Annotated in this window: 19 protein-coding genes; 3 read left to right on the top strand and 16 right to left on the bottom strand. The window is 65.3% G+C overall.

Annotation, left to right across the window (positions count from 1 at the left end; genetic code table 11):
• Positions 1 to 47 precede the first annotated feature (47 nt).
• The 7 genes from M3195_RS03890 to M3195_RS03860 all read right to left on the bottom strand — a co-directional run bounded on the left by M3195_RS03890 (position 48) and on the right by M3195_RS03860 (position 7820).
• On the bottom strand, positions 48 to 923 hold the full coding sequence (locus M3195_RS03890) for a metal ABC transporter permease (RefSeq protein ID WP_251585236.1): 876 nt from the start codon (positions 921 to 923) through the stop codon (positions 48 to 50).
• On the bottom strand, positions 920 to 1762 hold the full coding sequence (locus M3195_RS03885; RefSeq protein ID WP_251585235.1) for a metal ABC transporter ATP-binding protein: 843 nt from the start codon (positions 1760 to 1762) through the stop codon (positions 920 to 922). Before M3195_RS03885 ends, M3195_RS03890 begins: the two co-directional genes overlap by 4 nt.
• Positions 1759 to 2772 (bottom strand): metal ABC transporter solute-binding protein, Zn/Mn family, encoded by a 1014-nt coding sequence (locus M3195_RS03880; protein WP_251585234.1) that lies wholly within the window; start codon positions 2770 to 2772, stop codon positions 1759 to 1761. Before M3195_RS03880 ends, M3195_RS03885 begins: the two co-directional genes overlap by 4 nt.
• Positions 2773 to 2959: 187 nt before the next feature.
• The gene (locus M3195_RS03875) at positions 2960 to 4651 is read right to left on the bottom strand and encodes a glycoside hydrolase family 13 protein (RefSeq protein ID WP_251585233.1); all 1692 of its coding nucleotides are present in this window, start codon (positions 4649 to 4651) and stop codon (positions 2960 to 2962) included.
• Positions 4652 to 4696: 45 nt separating this feature from the next.
• Positions 4697 to 5575: a carbohydrate ABC transporter permease gene (locus M3195_RS03870; RefSeq protein WP_251585232.1), complete on the bottom strand. Its 879-nt coding sequence runs from the start codon at positions 5573 to 5575 to the stop codon at positions 4697 to 4699.
• Positions 5575 to 6510, bottom strand: coding sequence for a carbohydrate ABC transporter permease (locus M3195_RS03865; RefSeq protein WP_251585231.1), 936 nt, complete (start codon positions 6508 to 6510; stop codon positions 5575 to 5577). The genes M3195_RS03870 and M3195_RS03865 overlap by 1 nt, the downstream gene beginning before the upstream one ends.
• A complete protein-coding gene (locus M3195_RS03860; protein ID WP_251585230.1) occupies positions 6507 to 7820 on the bottom strand; it encodes an ABC transporter substrate-binding protein in 1314 nt (437 codons plus the stop codon). The genes M3195_RS03865 and M3195_RS03860 overlap by 4 nt, the downstream gene beginning before the upstream one ends.
• A 130-nt stretch (positions 7821 to 7950) precedes the next feature.
• Here M3195_RS03860 and M3195_RS03855 point away from each other — a divergent pair, with 130 nt between their 5' ends.
• A complete protein-coding gene (locus tag M3195_RS03855; RefSeq protein ID WP_251585229.1) occupies positions 7951 to 9171 on the top strand; it encodes an ROK family protein in 1221 nt (406 codons plus the stop codon).
• A gap of 131 nt (positions 9172 to 9302) precedes the next feature.
• Here the strand turns inward: M3195_RS03855 and M3195_RS03850 are convergent, their stop codons facing one another.
• Positions 9303 to 10355, bottom strand: a complete 1053-nt coding sequence (locus M3195_RS03850; protein WP_251585228.1) for a dipeptidase — start codon at positions 10353 to 10355, stop codon at positions 9303 to 9305.
• Positions 10356 to 10394: 39 nt separating this feature from the next.
• Here M3195_RS03850 and M3195_RS03845 point away from each other — a divergent pair, with 39 nt between their 5' ends.
• A complete protein-coding gene (locus M3195_RS03845; protein WP_251585227.1) occupies positions 10395 to 10940 on the top strand; it encodes a 2'-5' RNA ligase family protein in 546 nt (181 codons plus the stop codon).
• A 75-nt stretch (positions 10941 to 11015) separates the two neighbouring features.
• On the opposite strand, the gene M3195_RS03840 is transcribed toward M3195_RS03845, so the two are convergent.
• A complete protein-coding gene (locus tag M3195_RS03840; protein WP_251585226.1) occupies positions 11016 to 11267 on the bottom strand; it encodes a hypothetical protein in 252 nt (83 codons plus the stop codon).
• Between the two features lie 302 nt (positions 11268 to 11569).
• Between M3195_RS03840 and M3195_RS03835 the strand changes: the two genes are divergently transcribed.
• Positions 11570 to 11839 carry a hypothetical protein gene (locus M3195_RS03835; protein ID WP_251585225.1) on the top strand — a complete coding sequence of 90 codons (270 nt, stop codon included), beginning with the start codon at positions 11570 to 11572 and terminating at the stop codon, positions 11837 to 11839.
• A gap of 318 nt (positions 11840 to 12157) precedes the next feature.
• On the opposite strand, the gene M3195_RS03830 is transcribed toward M3195_RS03835, so the two are convergent.
• The 7 genes from M3195_RS03830 to M3195_RS03800 all read right to left on the bottom strand — a co-directional run bounded on the left by M3195_RS03830 (position 12158) and on the right by M3195_RS03800 (position 22938).
• Positions 12158 to 13480, bottom strand: coding sequence for a hypothetical protein (locus M3195_RS03830; RefSeq protein WP_251585224.1), 1323 nt, complete (start codon positions 13478 to 13480; stop codon positions 12158 to 12160).
• Between the two features lie 101 nt (positions 13481 to 13581).
• Positions 13582 to 14991: a Shedu anti-phage system protein SduA domain-containing protein gene (locus M3195_RS03825; RefSeq protein ID WP_251585223.1), complete on the bottom strand. Its 1410-nt coding sequence runs from the start codon at positions 14989 to 14991 to the stop codon at positions 13582 to 13584.
• A gap of 181 nt (positions 14992 to 15172) precedes the next feature.
• Positions 15173 to 15598 carry a Panacea domain-containing protein gene (locus M3195_RS03820; protein ID WP_251585222.1) on the bottom strand — a complete coding sequence of 142 codons (426 nt, stop codon included), beginning with the start codon at positions 15596 to 15598 and terminating at the stop codon, positions 15173 to 15175.
• Between the two features lie 24 nt (positions 15599 to 15622).
• Positions 15623 to 16279 (bottom strand): hypothetical protein, encoded by a 657-nt coding sequence (locus M3195_RS03815; protein ID WP_251585221.1) that lies wholly within the window; start codon positions 16277 to 16279, stop codon positions 15623 to 15625.
• A gap of 310 nt (positions 16280 to 16589) precedes the next feature.
• Positions 16590 to 19676: a type I restriction endonuclease subunit R gene (locus M3195_RS03810; protein ID WP_251585220.1), complete on the bottom strand. Its 3087-nt coding sequence runs from the start codon at positions 19674 to 19676 to the stop codon at positions 16590 to 16592.
• 56 nt (positions 19677 to 19732) lie between these two features.
• The gene (locus M3195_RS03805) at positions 19733 to 20803 is read right to left on the bottom strand and encodes a restriction endonuclease subunit S (RefSeq protein WP_251585219.1); all 1071 of its coding nucleotides are present in this window, start codon (positions 20801 to 20803) and stop codon (positions 19733 to 19735) included.
• A 182-nt stretch (positions 20804 to 20985) separates the two neighbouring features.
• Entirely contained in the window at positions 20986 to 22938 is a 1953-nt protein-coding gene (locus tag M3195_RS03800) for a type I restriction-modification system subunit M (RefSeq protein ID WP_251585218.1), read from the bottom strand.
• Between the last annotated feature and the right edge of the window lie 91 nt (positions 22939 to 23029).

Below are 23029 nucleotides of genomic sequence, written 5' to 3'. Positions count from 1 at the left end.
GGCAGCTTCGAGGGCCGGACGGTTGCAGTTCACGCGATTCGAGTCGGTCAGGCCCTCACGCGTCGCACGCCGCCGCGCACCCGCTGCACGATCCAGCACACGACGTAGATCGTGAACGACAGCGTCGTGATGTATGGGCTCACCGGCAGCGTCCCGGCGAGCGCGAGCAGGATCCCGCCCACCGCCGACACGAACCCGAACAGCGCGGCGAGCAGAGGTACCGCGACGGGTCCCGCGGTGACCCGCATCGCTGCCGCGGCCGGCGTCACGAGCAGCGCCATCACCAGCAGGGCGCCGATGATGTGCACGCTCACCGCGACGATGAGTCCGAGCAGCACCATGAACAGCAGGCTCACGGCGCGCGTGGGCACGCCGCGCGCGGCGGCGGACTCGGGGTCGAGCGAGTCGAAGCGCAGCGGGTTCCACATCAGCAGCAGACCGAGCAGCACCACGATGCTGATGCCGAGCAGCCACCCGAGGTCGGGGCTCGAGACGGAGACGATCTGACCGGTCAGCAGGCTGAAGCGGTTGGCGCTCCGCCCGTCGTAGAGGGAGAGGAACAGGATGCCGAGGCCGAGGCCGAACGGCATGAGTACGCCGACGATCGAGTTGCGGTCGCGCGCCTTGGCCCCGAGGACGCCGATCAGGATCGCCGCGACGAGCGCTCCGCCCAGCGACCCGGCCACGACGCTGCCGCCGAAGAGCAGGGCCGCTGCGGCACCGGCGAAGGAGAGCTCGCTCACGCCGTGCACCGCGAAGGCGAGGTCGCGCTGCATCACGAAGACGCCGATGAGCCCGCCGACGATGCCGAGCACGGCGCCCGCGACGATCGAGTTCGCGAGCAGCGCGACGAGGTCGCCGTAGTCCTGGAACGAGAACACGTCGCTCCAGTCCACGGTCTGGACGAGGCCGGTGACGGTCATGCGTGCGCCTCGTGATCGTGGTCGTGGTGGGGCTCGGCATCGGGCACTCCGACGACGACCAGCCGGTCGCCGGCGCGGAGCACGAAGACGGGTGTGCCGTAGAGCTCCGTGAGCACGCGGGTCTGCAGCACCTCGTCAGGAGTGCCGAGCAGGAAGCGCCCGCCGGCGATGTAGAGGATGCGGTCGACGCGGCCCAGGATCGGGTTGATGTCGTGCGTGACGAACAGCACGGCGGCGTCGCGCTCCCGGCGCTGCCGGTCGATGATGTCGGTCACGGCGACCTGGTTCGCGAGGTCGAGGTTCGACAGCGGCTCGTCGCAGAGGAGCAGCGACGGTTCGTCGGCGAGCGCCTGACCGACGCGGAGCCGCTGCTGCTCTCCTCCCGAGAGCAGTCCGACGCGGCGGTCGGCGAAGTGCGAGGCGCCGACGGCCTGGAGCAGATCGTCGACCTTCGCCCGGTCGCCGCGGTGCGGTATGGGGAATCCGAACCGGCTGCCCTGCACGCCGAGGGCCACGAGGTCACGCGCGCGCATGCTCGTGTCGGGCGCGAGCGAGCGCTGCTGCGGCACGTATCCGATGCGCCGGTTGCCCTTGCGCACGGGCGCCCCCGCGACCCGGATCTCTCCCGCCGACAAAGGCTGCAGGCCCAGGATGCTGCGCAGCAGCGTAGTCTTGCCCGATCCCGACGGACCGAGCACCGCGATGAACTCCCCCGGCTCGACGGTCAGGTCGAGACCCGACCACAGCTCTCGTTCGCCGCGGTGCAGGGCGGCGCCGCGCACCTCCAGAACTGGGGTGCGCGGCGTGGAACCTGCCTCGGTGTCGGCGGTGCCGCTCACGACGTCAGTGCGTTGGCGAGGCTCTGGATCGCGTCACTCATCCACTCAGCGTACGACGATCCCTCCGGCAGCAGCTCGGTGAAGGCGACGACGGGGATGCCGGCCTCGGCCGCGGCATCCTCGACGCGCTGCGTCTCGGCACCGCCGGTCTGGGCGTTCGTCAGTACGGCGCGCACGTCGCCCGAGGTGACGACGTCCAGGGTCGCGAGCAGGGTGGCGGGCGCGACGTCCGAACCCTCCTCGACGGACTCCGCGAAGCCCTCGGGCGTGACGTCGGTGAGACCGGCGGCCTCGGCCAGGTAGCCGGGAACGGGTTCGGTGATGACGACGTTCGCGCCGGCCGCCTCGGTCTTCAGGGTCTCGAGGTCGGCCTCGAATCCCTCCAGGTCGGAGACGATCTTCTCGGCGTTGGCGGTGAAGTCGGCCTCACCCTCCGGGTCGAGCTCGGTCAGCTCGTCGGCGATCGCCTCGACCACATGGATCATGGTGTGCACGTCGAACCACACGTGCTCGTTGAAGCCCTCGATGTGGTCATGGCCCTCGTGCCCGTCCTCGCCCTCGGCGTGGTCGTGGGCGTGGGCCTCTTCGGTCGCCTCGGCATCCGCGTGCTCCTCGCCCTCCGCATGCTCGTGGCCCTCGTTGCCGGGGAAGTCGTGCGAGTACTCGACCGCCGTGATGATGTGCGGGCCCTTTGCGTCCTGGAGCAGCGTGTCGATGAACGCGTCGTAGCCGCCGCCGTTCTCGATCACGAGGTCGGCCTTCTGCACCGTGAGGCGGTCGCGCGCCGATGCCTCGTACGAGTGCGGGTCCTGGGTGGCCGAGCTGATGATCGAGTCGACCTCGATGCGCTCGCCGCCGATCTGCTGGGCCAGCGAGCCGTACACGTTGGTGCTCGCGACGACCGTGATCCCGTCGTCGCCACCCTCTCCCGCGCCCGCGCTGGTGGAGCACCCCGCCAGCGTCAATGCGGCGACGGATGCGAGAGCGAGGGCGACGACCGGCTTCTTCATGCTGCCACTCTACGCGCTAATGAGAACCATTATCAAACCGGCGCCCCGTTCAATCGGTCTGCGTCGTCGAAACCCACCACGCGCGCCGAGACCCACCACCCACGACGAACGGGATGGTGGGTCTCGGCGGGGGTGGGGGGTCTCGGCGCGAGCGACAGCGGGCTCGCGCCCATGGCAGCAGGCCGGGTCAGGCGACGAGGCCCTGCGGCGCGAGCCAGACCGTCGAATCCCCGGGCACGGCGCCGTCGACGAGCGTGCCGAGCACGAGGTCGTCGGCCTCCGCACCCAGGTCGAACGGCTCCGAGCCGAAGTTCGTCACGATCTGCCAGCCGTTCGGTCGCGCGAACCGCAGCACGTCGGCGCGTCCGGTCTCGACCCACTCCAGGCTCTCCTCTGTCTGCAGCAGACGGCGAAGGCGCAGCGCCTCGCGGTACAGGGCGAGGGTCGACGACGGATCCGCCTCCTCCACGTCCACTGCGTACTCGGCGAACCACTCCGGCTGCGGCAGGTGCGCGTCACCGGCGCCGAAGCCGAAGGACGCACCGGATGCCGTCCACGGCAGCGGCACGCGGCATCCGTCCCGTCCCAGGCCGTCGAAGTCGGCCCCGCGGAAGAACGACGGATCCTGGCGCTGCTCCGGCGCGATCTCGGCGACCTCCTGCAGCCCGAGCTCCTCGCCCTGGTACAGGTACGTGCTGCCGGGGAGGCCGAGCAGCAGCAGCGTCGCGGCGTGCGCGCGGCGCAGGCCGCCCTCACGGTCGAGCTGATCGGCCGGGCCGCCGTCCCGCACCCACTCGACGCCCTGTTTGACGCCGGTGCGTCCGTTGAGAGGGGCGAGGCCGTACCGCGTCGCGTGCCGCGTGACGTCGTGGTTCGACAGCACCCACGTGGTCGACGACCCCGTGATGCGCGCCTGCGCGAGGTTGTCGGTGATGACCGTGCGGAACTGCTCTGCGTCGAAGTCGGCCACGAGCAGGTCGAAGTTGAATGCCTGCCCGAGTCCCTCGGCCGACGCGTAGCGCGCACGACGCTCCGGCGTCGAGACCCACGCTTCGGCGACGGCGGTGCGCGGCGGGTCGTACTCGTTGAAGACGCGACGCCACTCCGCGTAGATCTCGTGCACGTCGTCGCGGTCGTGCAGCGGGTGGTTGCCGTCATGGGGCATCGCGTCGAGCTCGACGGTGCTGGGCAGCGGTTCGCTGAGATCCTTGGTCAGCATGTGGGCGACGTCGATGCGGAAGCCGTCGACACCGCGATCCGACCAGAAGCGCAGGGTCTTCAGGAAGTCCTCGCGCACCTCGGGGTGATCCCAGTTCAGGTCGGGCTGCTCCGGCGCGAAGCTGTGCAGGTACCACTGGCCGTCCTCGACGCGCTCCCACGCCGAGCCGCCGAATGCGGCGGTCCAGTCGGTGGGCGGCTCGTCGCCGTCAGGACCGGCACCCTCGCGGAAGATGTACCGCTCTCGGGCGGCCGATCCGCGCCCGGCGGCGAGCGCCTCCTGGAACCACTCGTGCAGATCCGACGAATGGTTCGGCACGATGTCGACGACGACGCGGATGCCGCGCTCGTGCAGCGCCGCGACCATCTCGTCGAAGTCGGCCAGCGTGCCCAGTCGCGGGTCGACATCGCGGTAGTCCGCGACGTCGTATCCGCCGTCGGCCAGTGCCGAGGGGTAGAACGGGCTCAGCCACACGGCGTCGATTCCGAGCTCGGCGAGGTAGTCCGCGCGCGAGACGATGCCGGGGATGTCGCCCAGGCCGTCACCGTTCGCGTCCGCGAAGCTGCGGGGGTAGATCTGGTAGACGATCGCCTGACGCCACCAGGCCGCCGTGTCGTCGGAGTGGTCGTTGCGGGTCTCGGTGAGAGTCGCATCGGTCATGAGGGGGTGGTGCTCCTTCTTCTTGTTGCGGTGGTGCGGCGGGGGTCAGCCCTTGACGGCGCCCTGCGTGACGCCCTCCATCACGAAGCGCTGCGTGAACAGGTACGCGAGGATCGCCGGCGCCATGGCCATGAGGTACGACGCGAACGCGACGTTGTAGTTGTTGCTGAACTGGTTCTGGAAGAGGTTCTGCCGCACCGGCAGAGTCTGCAGGGCCGGGTCGGAGATGATGAGCGACGGCATCATGAAGTCGTTCCACGCGTACAGGAATGCGAAGATGCCGACCGTCGCGCTCATCGGAGCGAGCAGCGGGAAGATCAACCTCCAGAACGTCTGCCACGTCGTGGCACCGTCGATGCGGGCGCTCTCCTCCAGCTCGATCGGGATCGAGCGCAGGAACGCGGTGAAGAGCAGCACGCTGAAGCTGAGCTGGAACATCGTCGCGAGGATGATCACGCCGAACGGATTGTCGAGGCCGACGCGTCCGGTGAGCTGGATCTGCGGCAGCGCCACCACGGGGAACGGGATGAACATCGCCGCGAGCAGGTAGAAGAACGACCAGCGGAACAGACGGCGATCCCAGTTGCGCACGATGGCGTACGACGCCCAGGCCGCGAGCACGATCGTCGCGATCACGGTGCCGGCGGTGACCAGCAGCGAGATGCCTGCGCCGACCGGGAACTTCGTCAGGTTCCACGCCTCGACGAAGCCGTCGAAGCTGAACGGCGCCGGCAGCGAGAAGGCGTTGCCGTCGACCGCCTGGCCCGTCGTCTTGAGCGACATCGAGATGGTGACGTACAGCGGTAGCAGCACGGTGACCGCGCACAGCATGAGGATGATGGTGCCCGACCAGTTGACCCGCTCCATCTTCGTGCGGGGCTTCTTCCCGTCGGCGGTGACGGTGGTGAGTGTCTGCGTCGACATCAGAGTGCGTTCCTTCCGCGCGTCAGCGAGAGCTGGAGGAGGGAGATGAGAACGGCGACGATGAAGAAGATGGTCGCGTTCGCCATCTGGTAGGCGTAGTCGCCGCCGTTGAAGCCCGCGATGATGGTCATCGCGACGCTGCGGGTCGCGGTTCCCGGACCGCCGTTCGTGAGGCCGACGATGATGTCGTAGGCGTTCAGGAAGCCCTTGAACCCGAGGATCACGTTGATCACCACGTAGCCGGCGACCAGCGGGATCGTGATGCGGGTGAGCTGCTGCGTCTTGCTGGCGCCGTCGATGCTCGCCGCTTCGTAGACCTCGCCCGGTACCGAGAGCAGACCCGCGATGTAGATGAGCAGGGTGCCGGGTACCGCCTGCCATGCGGTGACGATCACGATCGCGATCCACGCGAGGTCGGGGTTCGCGAGCAGGCTCGTCTCGAGCCAGGGGATGCCGGTGGCCGCTCCGGCCGCCGGGATCGAGTTCGAGAACAGGAAGTTGAAGACGTAGGCGATGATGATGCCCGAGATCACCATCGGGATCACGAAGATCGTGCGCAGTCCGGTCTTGAAGCGGATGCGGGAGGTCAGCCCCACCGCCAGCAGGAACGCGATCACGTTGACGACGATCACGGTCGCGATCGAGAAGCCGAAGGTGAAGAGGTAGCTCTGCAGGATAGACGGATCGCTGAACATGGCGACGTAGTTGGTGAAGCCGTTGAAGCTCCACTCGCCCAGTCCGATCGAGTCCGTGAAGCTGAAGAAGATGCCCATCACGCCCGGCACCGTGATCGCGAGCGTGAAGATCACGAGCGTCGGCAGCAGGAACAGGTAGTAGATCGGCTCGACGCGCTTCGTGTGACGTCGCACCTTCCGCGCCTCGCCGGTGAGGATCGTCGTCGTGCTCGTGGGCGGCCGGGTGGTCGTGGTGGTCATGGCGTGGACTCCTCTGTCTCGCCGGATGCGGAATCGCCGGATGCCGCGGCGTCGCCGGTCTTGGGAATGGGGGCGCGGAACGCGATGCGGGCCCAGTCGGCATCCATCGTCTTCAGCGTCGCCTCGGTCGACTGTCCGAGCACCATCGCCTGCGCGTAGTTGAACACCGGGAGCGTGCGCGGCACGAGCACCGACGGGCCCTGGTAGATCTGGCCGTTCTGGTAGTACTCGACCATGCCCTCGATGCGCGGATCGTCGGGCGCGGGAGCATCCTTCGTCGGGGTGAATCCGAGCTGCGAGGCGTTGTACTCTTCGATGTTCTCGGGGAGGAAGAGGTACTCGAGGAAGTCGCGGGCGGCCTCCTTGTGCTGAGACTCCTCGGGGATCATCGCGGCGAGGTCCATGTTGACGCGCACGCCGAGATCGGCGGGGTCGTCGGTCATCGGCAGCGGGAACGTCCCGAGGTCCAGGTCGGGCGAGGTCTTCGCGATCTCGCTGAACGCCCACGGACCCTGCAGGTACATCGCCGCCTCGCCGTTGGCGAAGGCGAGGTTGCCGTCGCCGTAGGCGCGGCTGGCGGCGTCCTCGTTGGTGTAGTCGCTCGCGAGCTGCATCATGCGGTCCATGGGAGCGGCGAAGTCCTTCTCGAACGAGACGTCCGACCCGGCGCCGACGTCGGCTCCCTCCTCGGCCATGGCGTCGAAGAACTCGATCACGTCGAGCGAACCGCCGGCCGTGTAGTCGTACCAGCCCTGGGCGACGGTCCAGTCATCCTTGAAGGTGGCGTAGAAGGGGTCGATGCCGGCGGCCTTGAGCTGGTCGCACACCGCGAGCAGCTCCTCCCAGGTCTGCGGCACCTCGAGACCCTGCTCGTCGAAGATCTGCTTGTTGTAGATGACGGAGGCCGCCATCACCGAGTAGGGCAGCGCGCTGGTGCGGCCCTCGCACGATCCGTACTGCTCCATGAGCGGCTGCAGGTCGTCGCGGATGCCCCCCGCGGCCTCGGTCTCGGAGAGGTCGCTGAGCGCGCAGCGCTGCACGAATCGGGCGACCTCGTAGTTGTAGTTGGCGAGCATGATGTCGGGCGGGTTGCCTCGGACGAAGCTGGCCGAGACGACGTCGACGCCCGAGGTGTCGATCTCGACCTTCACGTCGTCCTGTGAGGCGTTGTACTCCGCCACGAGCTCGGTCATGAACTCGATGGCCTCGCGCTTGCTGAAGGTGAAGCGGATGGTTTCCGCTCCGTCTCCGGCGGCGCAGCTCGTGAGGGCGGCTCCGACCAGCGTGAGCCCGAGGGCTCCCGCGGTCATCCGCAGCGCGCGTGTTCGTTTCCCAGACACCGTCGTCCTTCCATCGCTGTAGATGCGCACACTAAATCTAGTGAGCGAATTTACTCCGTCAAGAGGTACTGTCTCATTTGGACGACGGGAGGTCAAGACCGTGGCGGAAGTGTCGGCGGGGCTGGGAACGGGACGCGCGAGCGTCGCCGCCGTGCTCGACTTCGCCTGGACCGCCGGCGAGTTCACCGCCACCGAGGCGATGGCGGGCACCTCGCTCACCCGTTCCACGACCATCGACGCGATCGACACCCTGCTGGGTGCAGACGTGCTGCGGGAGCTGCCGAATGCCCGCGCCGTGGGCGCGTATCGCTCCGGACGCCCTGCCCGCCGGTTCGCGCTCGCCCCCGACCTTGGCGTCGTGATCGGCATCGACGCGGGCGACAGCCATCTCACCGTGACGATCGCTGATGTGCTCGACCGCACGCTCGTACACCATCGCATCGACCTGGACTCCACGCAGTCCGCGCGCGCTCGGCGCGACACGATCCTGGGACAGATGGCGCGAGCGCTGGAGGAAGCGGATGCCGTGCGGGACGACATCCTCGCGATCTGCGTCGGCGTGGCGGCACCCGTGAACCGCGACGGCATCTCTCCTCCGCACCCAGACGGTTTCTGGGAGCGCACCAACCCCGGCCTCGCCGACGCCCTGTCGGACTGGGCCCGCGTGGTCGAGATCAAGAACGACGCCCAGCTCGCTGCGATCGCGGAGGGATCGTCGGGAGCGGCGGTCGGATGCCGTGACTACGTCGCCCTGCTCGCGAGCGAGCGGTTCGGCGGAGGTGTCGTCGTCGACGGCCACGTGCTGCACGGCGCGCACGGCGGCGTCGGTGAGGGCGTCGTCTTCGACCACATCGTCGGCGTGGGCTCGGCCGTCGGGCTTCGCTACGCGCTGCAGGACCAGGTGCGCGCGGCCGTCGCCCGTGGCGAGATCGCGCACGACACGGCGATCGGCCGGCTTGCGGATGCCGATCAGGTCGACCCGCGTGTCGTGCTGATGGCGGCCGCCTCCGGTGATGCGGACGCTCTTCTTGCCACCGCGCGGGTCGGCGAGACCCTCGCCCGCGTCGTCGGCGTGCTCGGCAGCATGTACGACCCGGCGCGGGTCGTGGTGTGCGGCGCGGTCGCCGAGAGCATCGAACCCGTGCTCGCGGCTGCCCGCGAGGTTCTGCCCACCCAGCTGCACCTCCCGGCGCCCGAGATCCTCGCCTCGTCGCTGGGCGCCGAGGTCGTCTCGATCGGCGCCGTCGCGATGGCGAGGCGAGCGGCGCGCGAGCGCGCGGTGCCGCTGCTCGCCGAGCGTCGGCTCGCCGCCCGCGCGTAGCCTGCACCGCGGCATCCGTTGCTCGGTTTCGGAGAACGGAGACGTTCGGATGCCGCGTGGGCGCGTCGTGTCGCGACGCGCCGTCGGACTTCACCGCCCTCTGGGGTTTCCGTAGTCGCGCCCCGGCGCGGCTAGGACAGCTGCGCGGCGAACCGCTCGTCCGTCGCGCGCAGCACCCGCAGGATGTTGCCCGACCAGACCTTGTCGATGTCGGCATCCGACCACCCGGACGCCGAGAGGGCCTCGCGCAGCCGTGCGAACCCCGTGACGTCTGCGAGCCCATCGGGGAAGTGGTCGAACCCGTCGAAGTCACTGCCGATGCCGATGTGGTCGATGCCGGCGACCTCCCGGGCGTGGTCGAGGTGCGCCACGACGTGGTCGATGGTCACCGGCGGGGCGTCGCCTTCCTGTCCGGCGGCGAACCAGTCGGCCCAGTCGCGCGACACGAAGACGGGGACGAACGAGACCATGATCACACCGCCGTTGCCCTCGAGTCGCCGCAGGATGCCGTCGGGCACGTTCCGCGGATGGTCGGTGATCGCCCGGCACGACGAGTGGCTGAAGATGACGGGCGAGTCGGTGACGCGCAGCGCGTGGTCCATCGTCGCCTCCGACACGTGCGCGAGATCGACGAGCATGCCGAGGGCGTTCATCTCGCGCACCACCGACTCGCCGAACGCGCTCAGCCCGTCGTGCTGCGGTTCGTCGGTCGCGGAGTCCGCCCAGGGCGTGTTGTTGTTGTGCGTGAGGGTCATGTATCGCACACCGAGCCGCGCGAACATCCGCAGCGTCGCGAGCGATCCGCCGATGCTGTGGCCGCCCTCGGCGCCGAGCAGGCTGGCGATCCGCCCCTCGGTCCCCGCGCGTTCGACGTCGGCGGCCGTGTGCGCGAGGGCGAGCCGTTCCGGGTAGCGGCGCACCAGGCGGTGGACGAAGTCGATCTGTTCGAGGGTGCACTGCACGGCATCCACACCCGGCTCGTCCTCCGCGTAGACCGACCAGAACTGCCCGAGCACGCCGCCCTGCCGCATCCGAGGCAGGTCGGTCTGGAACGGGGAGGGCGCCGCGGCGTCATCCAGCCCCTCGACGGAATAGCCGGCGAGCGTGCGTGCCGCCCAGGGCAGGTCGTTGTGGCCGTCGATGAGCCCGGCCGGCGACGGATCGGTCAGCGGTGAGTCGGTCATAGGTCGAGGCTAGAGGCATCGTCACGGGATAATCGCACCGTGCACGATTCCGAGCCGCGGCGCTCCCCCTCAGCGATCGAGCTGCTGCTCGACCCCGAGACCGAGTCCGCGGTGCGCGTCGAGTGGCAGGCGCTCGCCGCCCTCGGGGTGTCGAGTCTCGCGGCGCACACGGCGCCGAGCAACCGTCCGCACATCACCCTGGTCGCGCGCGTGGGTCTCGCGCCGGTCGCTCCGGAGGCCTTCGCCGCGATGACGGGTTTCCCGATCACGCTCGGCGCTCCGCTGCTCTTCGGGACCGGGGAGCGACGGGTTCTCGCCCGCAGCGTCGTGCCCACGGCCGAGCTGCTGACGCTGCGGAAGGCTGTCTTCTCCGCCGCCGGTCCCGGCGACGACGCGCCGCACACCGCGCCGGGAGAGTGGATGCCGCACGTCGCCCTCGCACGCAGGATCCGCGTCGCCGACCTGCCCGCCGCCCTCGAGCGCCTCGGGGAGGACATTCGCGGTCACGCGGGTGCCGTTCGGCACTGGGACGCGGGTGCCGGGGTCACGACGGTGCTGGCGGAGCTGGGACGGAGACAGGGTTAACGCGGCGTCAGGAGAGCGACGCCGACGATGATCGCGATCACCTGGCTGCGCCTCGAACCAGCCGCAGGTGCGTCCTCACCCTCCGTCCGTCGCTCTGCTCCTCGCTCGTGACCGCGCCACGGGCCTGCGTCGATTCAGCCACCACAGCGTGACGATCGATGCGGCGATGACGACGACGCTCAGCCCGATGATCACCCATGCCTCGCCCGACGCACGGGAGTGCAGCGTGATCCCGAACCACAGGAGGAACGCGCCGATCAGGAGCGTCCAGCACGGCAGGACGACGCGGACGACGACGAGTCCCGCGCGATGTGACCGATAGCTCATCTTCGGTGCCCCTCTCACGGTTCTCCCGAGAGAGTAGTGCACTGCGCGAGACTGTATCGGATCACTTATGACCCACCTTGATAATTGCGCTAGGTGATCCATGAAACCACTGAGGTGCTGCGACGCTCTACGACGCCAGAATCGTCATCTAAGTTGCTCCGGTGCGGAAGGCCCGTGATTCCGCGGAATGCGGGGAGCCCGAGTGGTGTCCCCGTATCGAATGTTCCTGGACCATGCTTGACTGCTGTGCGTCCGGTTGAAGCGATCCGGCCACGCCGCGACACCCGAAAAGGAGAATGCACGTGTCCAGGTATGACGATGACCCCGAACAGGCCGACGCGTCCATCCAGCAGACAGCGGACGAACTGAATCGGCTCGATGACGACCTCATCGCCGCAGAGGAGCGCGCGGAAGAACTGGAGTTGCAGCTCGCCGCCTGCGAGGATGAGGCGACTCAGCAGCGCCTCGAGGAGGAGATGGAGCAGGTTCAGCGGAAGATCGAGGACATCTCGTCAGACCGTGAAGGTGCAGATCAGGCCCATACGGACAACGTGAAGTTCTGGATGGGCTGAGGCCCGCCTACTTCTTGTTCTTGGCCTTCGCCAGCTTCTCCAGCCAGTTCGCCTTCTCGTTGAGGTGCTTGGCCTTGGTGCGCAGCTCGCGCGGAGTCAGGTTCTTGGCGCCCTTGGTGCGTGCCACGGTGTCCCCCAGATGTCAGTGATTTGAGCCAGTTTTATCATAGGTTCGGGTCACGCTGACTGGCCAGCTTAGACCTGATCTGGCTGCTGGATCGCTGACGCCGGGCTATCTAGCAGGGAGAGCGACGGCGGCCTTAGCCAAGATGGCGAGCCGAAGTCGCGCCTAGCGACGGAAGACTCACCCACACACACCTAGGACGAAGGCTGTCTGGAATCTGCCATTCGAGCCAAGTCCGTCGCCATTGACGACTCGCTGGCCACCCCCACTTCAAGCGATTGCATCAGCTCGGCCCAGTCGTCGTTGAGAGGCAGCTCGGTCAACAAGATAGGCACCACCCGTTTATGAATCCTTCGTAGTGCGTGCGCGTAGATCAGCACCTGCCCCAACCCCAACCTCGCCTGCAGCTCCAGATTCTCCGGTGTCGCGGACTTCACTTCGATAACGAAGAGCGTTCCATCCTGACTACTGAACGCCAAGTCAAAAGCGGGGCCTTCTGCGCCAGGGCTGTGCACATTCAGACCGATCTCGGCGCCGACGGAAGCTGCACGATTTTGGATTCTGGCATGGCTACGTACGGCTCGCTCCAAAGCGTTGTACTCGCCCACCTCGTAGGACTCGGGTAGAGAAACGACGGCGCCCTGGTTAGCTCGCTTGTACTCGGGCAGGAATACGGAGCTCTCAAGGATTGGCCCGGTCTCGCTCTTGGGAATCGCGATGTCCTGGTCGTCCTGGTCGAGTAGCACCCCGTGCACGATTTGCCACGCCCTGATCTGAACGGACGGCCAGGAACTGAGCAATTTGCGGATCGTTGCTGAGCTTGGAGAGCCGGGGCGCCCGGCCTGCCAGACATCGTACGCTCTGACGGAAGGCGGACTTCCAAGTTCTCGCCAACAATCCGCAACCGCGGCGACCGCGCCGAGGGCGTCGAACTCTCTAGCTGGACCGCTATGCGGGTTGGCAGGCAGACCAGCAGCGCGGACGGCGGCATTCCACGATCCGAACCGAAGCATCATTCCCTGCACTCCGGGCCGCGGTCGCCCGTCGGCGAGAGCGGGTTCAGACTGCACGAAGCCGCGATACGCGGTCACGGTGAGAGGGACAGTTCTGCCTTGCGATGCATCGCGCAGGCTATCGAGCATCTCGGTTTCCGAGTATCGCTTACGGACATCGCGAGCAACGCTTGCGACTATCGTCCAATCAGGGATCTCGCGATCCAAGAACCTCCGGATGGCCGACGCCGAAAGGCCCGTGGCAGCCGACACTTGGCTCTCGCTTCGCGTCGCATAAAAGGTCTCCCTGATGGTGGTCGCGTGTGCCGAGATTTCGCGCAGTTCCCGCAATCGGAGTGTCTCGGCACTCGTTCGTGGCGTCATCCCAAGCTTCTTGAGCCTGAGTCGGATGGCTTCACGACTGATGCCACCTGCTACCGCCCCGGCTTCTTCGAGGGTGATGTAGTCATGAAGGTACTGGCGAAGCCACTCCTCGTTGTCTTCCGCGCCGACGTCCGCTGACATCACACCTCCTGCGAGTTTGCCGTCACGGCGGCGCCGTGAGGATCGACTGCTTCGTTTTCATCCGAGTGGCTCCCTCTTGGGCACCGCAGGGATCCGGGAATCTAAGGCGATCCTGGAGACGCCCCGAGCATCTCACGCAAGCCCTTCAGGCGTTCAAGAACTTCGTCGTAGGCGAGGACGGTGACGTCAGCGAGTCCGTCACGGTATCGAAGAAAGGACTCGCGCTGCTCGCTTGTCAGTGTCGACACCCGACCGACGATGACGGCGCCTTGAGGTTGGTTCCACGGATCGACCGTCGAAGTCGAGGGGATCATCTGAGGGAAGTGCTGCGAAATAGAGGACATCTGCGATTGAACCTGGGCGACAGCTCCCGCTAGCTCCTTGTGAGGCACGTGCACGGCAGCCTCGGTGCCTTGGCCCCGGTATGCCTGTGCTGCCATCAGCGTCGCTCCGGGTGTTTTGATTTCGACGAGCAGCACCGTCTTGGTGACAACGTTTGCGCACAGGAAATCGGCAATGCGAGCACCTGATCCAGTGGCATCCGAGGAGCGCACGTGTGCCTGCTGCCACTCGACGGACACAGGAGCCGCGAAGAGCAATTGAAGAGCAAACCTGTTGCGGTTGAAGAATCCCTGCCAATGTCCTTCATTGCTGGCGAACCTGCCGCTCAAGTCCCTCTCGAACTGCGAGATCAGAGCGTCGAGCGAAACGAGTTCAATATCATCGCGGAGCTTCACGAGCCGTTCCGGGGCTTCGCCGGCGAGGACTGGTGCCGCGTTTGTCACCGCGTCCGCAAGCAGTTCTCGGTCGGTCACATTCATCACGTGACCGGTAGCGACCTCTTCGGTGAGTAGCTTCACCATGGGATGCCGACCGCGGATCGGTTCCGCTTCAGGCAGATCGAAGAGCGGCGCGATGGCGTTGTGGGTCTCGGCCTCGATCACTCGCCGGACCACTGTCCACCCCCGATCTCGATAGAGGTCGACGGCTGCTCGATACTCGCTGAATCGGCTGAACTTCACCCGCAATGTCAGTCCGTCCTCATCTAGCCCCTCGTCACCGTCACCAACGAACCTAAGGATGCTTCGGGTTGTGTGCTCTTCGAGCGAGTCGACAAACGACCGGAACTGTTTGCCGATCCCCAACCCGAAGTCGTAGATCGTGTTGAACCCCCGAGGCAAACCCTTTGCGGCGAGCAGGTTGTACTGAGTGTGCTCCTGCGAGTGGGACGAAGGGTCCCACTCCGAGTCCTCCACCTGAATCTCAGTGACATACCGGAACTGCGGCACGAGATCACCGCTCCTGTAAGACTTCGGGAAGATCCGAAGGAGCCGGGTGTCAAGGTCAAAGCGCACAACCTCGTGCGTGTCGCGTCCGGCTTGCTCGGGGATTCTTGTGAGGACGACCTCGCGATTGACTACCTGTTGCTCGATCCTGCCTCGGCGGTCTGATAGCTCGGACTCATCCAAGAAAAAGAAGCTGTCGTCGTCGAAAACGTCGGTCATGCTCATCTGCTTTGATGCTCCTGTCGTCTCCACGAATCATGACATAAGCGTCGCTCGAACCTGACACGGAGATGACCATTGCCATCCGCTCTCACGCTTCACTGATGCCTCGAGAGCCCAGAGGACAGCGGGTGCGGGATCCGCGACCGTCGAGAACGAGAGATCCGGGTCGCCCAGTCGCGCCGACCTACTTCTTGGAGTAGTACTCGGCCAATTGCGCGTGCGAGATGACGCCGTTGGGGTATGCGTCGTCACCGTCGTAGTTGGCTCGCCAAGGAGTCTCCGCGTGAGTCTGGTCGCTGAGCTGCTTACCTGTCAGGCCACCCATGGCATTCAACACGGCATTCACGACCGCGCGGTCCCGCTGCGTGAGAGTGCGAGAGTCGCCAGCGATAGTCTCCGCGTCTACCGAGAACCTACGCTTGTGCGTATTCCAAAGCGTCCGGATCACGGGACCATTCGTCCATGCTTCGATCTCATCAGGAAAGATCGGCTCGCTGAACCAGGCCAGGCTGTATGCCTGACTGTAGTAGCAGAGCTTCTGGAGCTTCATCGACGTCATCGGCCCGAGAGCTTCGAGGATGTATGTAGCGACGTCACGCGCAGTAGCCATGTATTCACCTCCGCCTGTTCATTGTCACACGCCCGGCTTCACCGGAGCGGAGGCGCTCTCGAGAGTGCGAAGCTCCATCCCCGCGAAGTTCGCAGGAATCTTGACCAGCGCCGCAATCGAACGCTTCAGTTCGCTTCGCACGAGCGAGTCACAAGACAGCATGCCCTCCACCTTGCCCTCGACGACTATCGGAACGGAGATGTAAACGCGATACCGCGGCCGCGGCCACTTCATCTTGCGCGCCTGCTTTCTGGCATTCCCGCACCAGATCTCTTCCTTGGCCAGGATCTTCGTGAGCGTCTCCCGACCGCGGTCATCGTATCTGAACTCGTCGCGGGCCGGATCATCACCACGACCCAACGGTTCACCCACCAGAATGAGACGCGCCTGCTCTATCGGTCGGTCACCCGGGGTCGATCTCGGGAGCTGTTCGGTCTCCGCGTAGTCAAGCTGATAGAACGTGACACGGATGTTCTTTCCCGACTCACGCAACAGGTGGATTGCACAGTTCTGGGCGGCCTCAATGACTCGGCCGCGTCGGTCCGCAGATGTCTCCGAGTCCATCATGCGGGGCAGCTGCTTGTGCAGATCCGCAACGGCCATCGCCGCGCGTTCGAGGACACCAGCGGCGCCTTTCTTCACTACCCGCGCATCGATTTCTTTGAGAGCGGCGCCTGCCACGACGGCACCTGCACCGATCCCAATGACCCAGCCAGACGCCTCGAGCGGGATATTCCAGCGTTCGGGTTCGTTGGGTTGGAGGGGAGGAAAGATTCGGGGAAGGGCGGTGGTGAAAGCGCCGAGAACCGTCAACACCCACACGGCGACGTGAGACGGCCACTTCCCCCAAAACACCCTCGGTTTGCCCTCTCGTAAACACGTCCAGAGGCAGACGATAGCAGACGGGCAACGAGCCCGAGTGTGACGGCGCCGCACCCAACCTCCCACCTTCAACGGCACGCGAGGCTGCCGAGGATGTTAGGCCGGCGAGTCAGCCCGCGGTTGCCGCGCGTTCCGCCTCGTCGCGGGTCTTCTCGTAGAGGCCCATCGCGACGAGCACCTTGACGATGGATGCGAAGTCGCTCTTCTGCAAGAGTGCCTTCATCGCATTGCTGTGGCCGGCGGCAGACGCGTACATGACGTCTTCGAGCTCGACGGCAATGGTCGGCGAAGTCTCGAAGTCGATGGGCGTGTTTGCCATCGCTTCGGCTTGGATCTTCGGGTTGTCGACGACGTGACGGAGGATCGTCTCTGCCGCACTGACCCCGTTGATCTCGTCAACGTCAGTGCCGGCGAACAGGGTGTTGATCTTGTCGATGACATCTTGCAGCAACCCGTACTTTGCTTCGCGTGGCTGAGCGGAGCCGGCGGCAGTGATCCCTGACAGTTCGCCTGCTGACCCCGCAGTGAGCCCCAGGTTCTGCGTCTCGAGCCGCCGCAGTCGATAGTGGGTGAGGACGATCTCGTCGGTGTTGACGGCGGCGGGGTCCGCGTCGTGTCGCTCGATGACTCGGCGATAGACGCGGAGGAAGATCGCCCACTTCTCGATGTCAGTGTCGCCGTAGTCCATGATCTGGGACAAGAAATCGTACGCACGAACGAACGCGAACACCGTCCCTCGGAACTCCTCCAGACGCCCCCTGTCGAGGTCGTCGGATGCATCGACGGAGGTGTTCCACCTGTCCCAGAACACGTCGCGCGACGTCTTGATGTGTGAGTACAGCGCGTTGTGGCGTGTCTTGGTGAGCCAGGCGTTCACGACAGCGTCGACATCGTGCGGGTCGATGATGTTCATGCTGCGGAGCTTTCCGAGCATGTCGTGGATGATGTTCGGGTCCGACGGCTCGGTCAGTTCGGCGTCTTCGTAGTACACCTGGAATGCAGCGAGGATCTCGGCGGGATCGTTGACGAAGTCGATGACGTACGTGTTCTCTTTGCCCGGGATCACGCGATTGAGCCGTGACAGCGTCTGAACCGCAGCGATGCCGGACAGTTTCTTGTCGACATACATTCCGACGAGCAGCGGCTGGTCGAACCCGGTCTGGAACTTGTTCGCGACAATCATCACTTGGAACTCGTCGCCACCGAACGCCGCCTCCAACGACCGGCCCTTGAGCCCAGGGTTGAGGGAGGCCTCAGTGAACTCGTCGTGCCCAGAGGCGTCGTCCATCACCGAGCCGGAGAACGCGACGAGCGCACCGAACTGCCCATCGAGCTTGTGCTCCTTCAGATACGCGTCGATGGCGAGCTTGTAGCGCACCGCCTCTTTCCGCGAGCCGGTGACAACCATCGCCTTCGCTCGCCCGCCGAGCTCACTGCGCACGTTCGTGCGGAAGTGTTCGACGATGACCGCGACCTTCTGCGCGATGTTCGTCGGATGTAGCCGCACCCACCGCATGACTTCACTTCCAGCCTTCGCGGTGTCGATCTCGACATCCACGCCGGTCGCGGTGTCCTTGTGCGCGAGCGTGAACGCGAGGTCGTACGGCAGGTAGTTCTTCAGTACATCGAGGATGAAGCCCTCTTCGATGGCCTGCTTCATCGAGTACAGATCAAAAGCCTGCTTCACGCCGGCGCCGTCTTCCCGGCCGAACAGCTCGACCGTCTTGCCCTTCGGTGTCGCCGTGAACGCGAGAAATGAGATCGTGCCGACGCCGACCTTCCGTGCCATGACATCTGCGAGCACGTCTTCAGCGTCGACAGTGTCGTCTCCTGAACCCGCCGTTCCGGCCGTGAGGACCTGCTTCAGGGAGGCGGCGGCCTCGCCGCTCTGCGACGAATGCGCCTCGTCGGCGATGACTGCGTAGCGGCGACCGGCGAGCCCGGTGTTCTTTTCGATGGTGTCGAGCGCGTGCGGGAAGGTCTGCAGAGTCACGCCGATGATCTGCTTGCCTGCTAGCAAAGCCTCAGCGAGATGCTTCGACTTAGATGCGTCGCCGCCCCGTGTGATGGGTTCGAACACGCCAGCGGTCGTCTCGAGCTGCTCCACCGCGCGCTGCAGTTGGCCATCCAGCACCTGCCGGTCGGAGACCACGATGACCCCGTCGAACACCTTGTGCCCGTCGGCGTCGTGCAGCTGCGCCATCCGATGCGCGGCCCACGCGATGGAATCGGTCTTGCCGGAACCTGCGGAATGCTGAATCAGATAGTTGTGGCCAGGGCCCTCGGCGAGCACCGCCCGCTCGAGCTTCGACACCGCACGCCACTGGTGGTATCGCGGGAAGCGGAGCGCCTTGTCATACGTCTTCTTCCCGTCGATGGGATCGGTCTTCTCCGTGAACCGGTAGTGAAGGAAGCGCCCGATGAGGTCGAGCCACGTTCCGCGCTCGAGGATCTCTTGCCAGAAGTACGCGGTCGGGCTCGTGCCAGGGATAGCCGCGTTACCGGCGCCGTTGTTCTTACCGCGATTGAACGGGAGAAACCGCGTGTTCGGACCATCGAGCTTCGTCGTCATGTGCACGTCTTCGTTCGTCACGACGAAATGCACGAGGGCGCCGCGCCCGAAAGTGAGCAGCGGTTCCCCCTCGGGCTTCCGGTCCTGTGCGTACTGCTTCAATCCCGCTGCGAGATTCTGCGTGAGGTCAGTCTTCAGCTCGATGGTGGACACCGGGATGCCGTTGACGAACAGCACCAGGTCGATCCGGTTCGTGTGCTTCGTCGAGTACGTCACCTGACGCATCACTCGGAGGCGATTCGCTGCGAACCTCGCCACCGTCGTCGCGTTCAGCGACGTTGCAGGGCGCGCCTGGAACAACGAGAACTTCGCGTTCAGCACACCAACCGACGACTTCAGCACGTTGAGTGTGCCGCCGCCGTTCATCGTGTCGTTGGCCTGCGCCGCCGCGATGCGGTCGAGGATCTGCTTGCGGCCGAGCTCGCGAGATGCTTCGGGTGCTCCGGGCTTCACCAACTTCTCGAGCTGCTCGGGCTGCGTCGCTTCGAGCCACGCGAACACATCCGCAGGGAACAGTGCACGCTCGCGGTCGTACCCGTCGGCCGTCGATGAGTACTCCCACCCGTGCGCCGCGAGATGCTCACAGAGCTCGACTTCGAATGCTTCTTCGTGCTGAATCGCCACACGTTCACTCTGGCAGTGCACGGGGACGATTGTCGAAGACGACGCCGTAATGCGCGCTATGCGAGCCCGCGCACGTCGATCTTGCCGGTCACCGCCGCGGAAATCAGCGCCGCTCGCCGCTCCTTCGACAGCGCGATGGCTTCGCGTGCGTCAGTGATGGTCGCGTCGATCTTTGCGGTCTCGTGGTCGAGGTGCGATGCAATGGCGGCTTGCTCGGCCATCGGCGGAGCGGGTATGCGTTGGCGAAGTACAAGACTTCCTGTGATCAGAGGCTGCGCCGTCTTGTCGGCCAGCTGGTTCAGATCGCGAGCCGTGAGGACGTGACTCAGGAAGTCTCTGTCAACCTTCTGGGGAGAAACTCGGAGCCTCAACGCGTTGTCGCTTACCCAAGCACGTTCGCTAGTCGAGTGCACATTGCCACACAGAGCTCCAACCCGGCCAACTACGATCTGCCCTTCGCTGATGTTCCACCGAGAGAAATATCCAACAATGCCGTTACCGCCGTATACGGGATGGGGCGCATCAACAGTTCGCGCAGCCTCGACACTTTGGAGATCGATGCTCGAGCCCGACGAACACCTTGCGACGTGGGCCACCCTCGGAAGGTTCCAGTGCTCCGGCACCTCGCCGAGCCACGCAACTCCGCTGTCTTTCATGGGCGCGAGGCGGTCGAGGCCCTTTGTCACGGCGCGAGTGATGGTCGCGGCGCGGCGCTCGGTGAGGAGCGCGATGAGCTCTTCCTGATCCGCGATGAACGCGTCGATCTCCGCCGTTTCCCTATCCAGGAAAGCGGCGATAGCTCGTTGAGTTGAGTTCGTAGGTACAGGCAACGGCAGCAGCGAAACTTGCGCATACCGGATCGACTGCCCATCTCGCAACTGGTCGGTGGTCGTCTGAAGCGCTTGGACGTAGAGACTCGACTTGAACACGTATCGGAAGAACTCAGGAACGGCTTCCGCCGCCGGCTCCAAGACGGTATAAGCCGCACTCACCTTGCCGCTATGCAGAGAATGTTCGAACCCACCTTGAAAGCTTCGCAGGTGACTGATGAAATCGTTCGGTTCGACGTGTCGCATCGCATCCGCACCCGTCAAGTTCAGAACAAGCTTGTTGCCAGTGCGCTCCATATACTCGGCCTGCGGGAGCACTCCATGCGTTTGCGACGGGGTCAGGTGCACATCGTCTGGGCGCGACTTCATCTTTCGCTCACGGAGTACCGCGTTGGCCGGCCAGACACACCAATCTGTGGGCACGGACCCGAGCCACGCAACTCCGCTGTCCTTGTAGTCCGGGTACGGTTCGAACATCGTCACGCTTTCACGGCCTCGAGCCGCGCACGGATTCGGCCGAGAACGCGGTCCAAGTCAGCGTCGATCTCGGCGAGGGACCGCGGGGGTACGTACTGGTAAAAGTGGCGGGTGAAAGGGATCTCGCATCCGTCCTTCGTCTTCGCCTCGTCGATCCAGGCGTCCGGTGCGAATGGCGTCACCTCGCGCGCGAAGTATGCGTGGATGTCTTCGTTCCACGGCACGTTCTCGGTGTCGCGGAGGGTGGGGTCCGGCTCGGGGCGCTTCTTTGCGTCGAGCACAATGGGCGCGTTCTCGTCGCGCTCCGAGAGGCCTGCGATGAGAGCCTTGAGTTGCGGAGCAGTGAGCACAACCTCAGCATCCGCTAGGCGAGCTGCGACGTGCTTGCGGAATGCAGGCAGGTCATTGGTGAGTGCTCCGTCGCGTGGCGCTCGCTCGACGACGGTGATGAGCGGAGCGAGGTCGACCTTGGCAAGCGTCTTCGCCTCACTGGCCACAGCGAGACGGTCCGGTGTCAGCGCCCAGTTCAGGCGAAGCGGGCGCTCGACAGTGATGGTGCGATAGAAGAAGTCTTCATTGGCGAACGTCTTCGAGCGGAGCTTGTCGGCCTCGCCTTCGTAAAGCCTCACGAGCGCCGCGATGTCGTCCGGGCCGAGTTCGTTGCGCTTGGAGCCGAGGCCCTTGCGCATCTTCCGGAACAGCTTGGTGCCGTCGATGAGCTGCACCTTGCCCGCGCGCTCAGCCTTCTTCGTAGAGGCAAGCACCCAGATGTAGGTCGCGATGCCGGTGTTGTAGAACATGTCGGTGGGTAGCGCGATGATGGCTTCCAGCAGATCGCGTTCGAGCACCCACTTGCGAATGTTGGACTCGCCTGACCCTGCTCCGCCGGTGAAAAGCGGGCTGCCGTTGAGGACGATGGCAGCACGCCCGCCTCCATCCGCGGCGGAGCGCATTTTTGAGATGAGGTGCATGAGGAACAGCATCGATCCGTCCGAGACTCGCGGCAGGCCAGGTCCGAACCGTCCCGCGAATCCGCGCTGAGTATGTTCGTCCGTGACGGCCTTCTGCTGCTTCTTCCAATCGACGCCGAACGGCGGATTAGAGAGACCGTAACTGAACGTCACGCCAGCGTGGCCGTCGTTGATGAGGGTGTCGCCGAAGAAGATTGCATCGACCGACTGGCCCTTGACGGTCATGTCGGCCTTGCAGATCGCGTACGACTGCGGGTTGATCTCCTGCCCGGCGAGGGTCAACGTGGCGGTCGGGTTCGCGCTGCGAATGTGGTCTTCGGCGACCGAGAGCATGCCGCCGGTGCCAGCGGTCGGGTCATAGACCGAACGAACGACGTTCTTCTTCGCGAGGGTGTCTGATTCGGGCGCGAGCAGAATGTCGACCATCAGCTCGATGACATCGCGCGGCGTGAAGTGCTCACCGGCGGTCTCGTTCGATGCCTCCGCAAACTTGCGGATGAGCTCCTCGAAGATGTGCCCCATCTCTTCGTTCGGCACGGCCGTCGGCGACAGGTCGACGGCTGCGAAGCGCTGGACGACGTGGAAGAGCAGGTCGTGCTCGTCGAGTTCGGCGATGCGCTCTGAGATCTTGTACTTGTCGAATATGTCCTTCACGTTCTCGGAGAACCCAGTGACGTAGTCGGAGAGATTCGCTGCTAAGTTCTCGGAGTCGCCCAACGCGGTCTTCAAATCGAACTTCGATTCATTCCAGAACGAGTACTCATGTCCGGCCTTGTTGCGCAGCAGAGACGCGCGAACGGGGATGCCGTCCGCTGCCGCCTGCTCGACCGCGGCGAAGACGGCCTGCTTCGTCGGAGCGAGCACGGCATCCAGCCGCCGCAGCACCGTGAAGGGCAAGATGGTGTCGCCGTATTGGTGAGCCTTGAAGCTCCCGCGGAGGAGATCTGCAATCGACCAGATGAACGTGGCGTGGTTGTTACTCAAGACTTCTTACCCCTCGGTTGCCGTCAGGGGAATCCTATTCGGCTCACGGACGTTGCTCGGAAGCGCTTCAAGACCCTCCGACCCAACTCGA

The organism is Microbacterium hydrocarbonoxydans, assembly GCF_023715885.1.
GTDB lineage: Bacteria > Actinomycetota > Actinomycetes > Actinomycetales > Microbacteriaceae > Microbacterium > Microbacterium hydrocarbonoxydans_C.
Note: the sequence above shows the minus strand (reverse complement) of the source record. Positions and strands in the feature narration are given on the sequence as shown.

What these genes read in the sequence shown, in the direction of transcription:
- M3195_RS03825 (WP_251585223.1), bottom strand. Translation starts at nt 14,991, where the DNA reads ATGAGCATGACCGACGTTTTCGACGACGACAGCTTCTTTTTCTTGGAT.
- M3195_RS03860 (WP_251585230.1), bottom strand. Translation starts at nt 7,820, where the DNA reads ATGACCGCGGGAGCCCTCGGGCTCACGCTGGTCGGAGCCGCCCTCACG.
- M3195_RS03850 (WP_251585228.1), bottom strand. Translation starts at nt 10,355, where the DNA reads ATGACCGACTCACCGCTGACCGATCCGTCGCCGGCCGGGCTCATCGAC.
- M3195_RS03890 (WP_251585236.1), bottom strand. Translation starts at nt 923, where the DNA reads ATGACCGTCACCGGCCTCGTCCAGACCGTGGACTGGAGCGACGTGTTC.
- M3195_RS03870 (WP_251585232.1), bottom strand. Translation starts at nt 5,575, where the DNA reads ATGTCGACGCAGACACTCACCACCGTCACCGCCGACGGGAAGAAGCCC.
- M3195_RS03820 (WP_251585222.1), bottom strand. Translation starts at nt 15,598, where the DNA reads ATGGCTACTGCGCGTGACGTCGCTACATACATCCTCGAAGCTCTCGGG.
- M3195_RS03840 (WP_251585226.1), bottom strand. Translation starts at nt 11,267, where the DNA reads ATGAGCTATCGGTCACATCGCGCGGGACTCGTCGTCGTCCGCGTCGTC.
- M3195_RS03805 (WP_251585219.1), bottom strand. Translation starts at nt 20,803, where the DNA reads ATGGAGCGCACTGGCAACAAGCTTGTTCTGAACTTGACGGGTGCGGAT.
- M3195_RS03875 (WP_251585233.1), bottom strand. Translation starts at nt 4,651, where the DNA reads ATGACCGATGCGACTCTCACCGAGACCCGCAACGACCACTCCGACGAC.
- M3195_RS03880 (WP_251585234.1), bottom strand. Translation starts at nt 2,772, where the DNA reads ATGAAGAAGCCGGTCGTCGCCCTCGCTCTCGCATCCGTCGCCGCATTG.
- M3195_RS03865 (WP_251585231.1), bottom strand. Translation starts at nt 6,510, where the DNA reads ATGACCACCACGACCACCCGGCCGCCCACGAGCACGACGACGATCCTC.
- M3195_RS03830 (WP_251585224.1), bottom strand. Translation starts at nt 13,480, where the DNA reads ATGTCAGCGGACGTCGGCGCGGAAGACAACGAGGAGTGGCTTCGCCAG.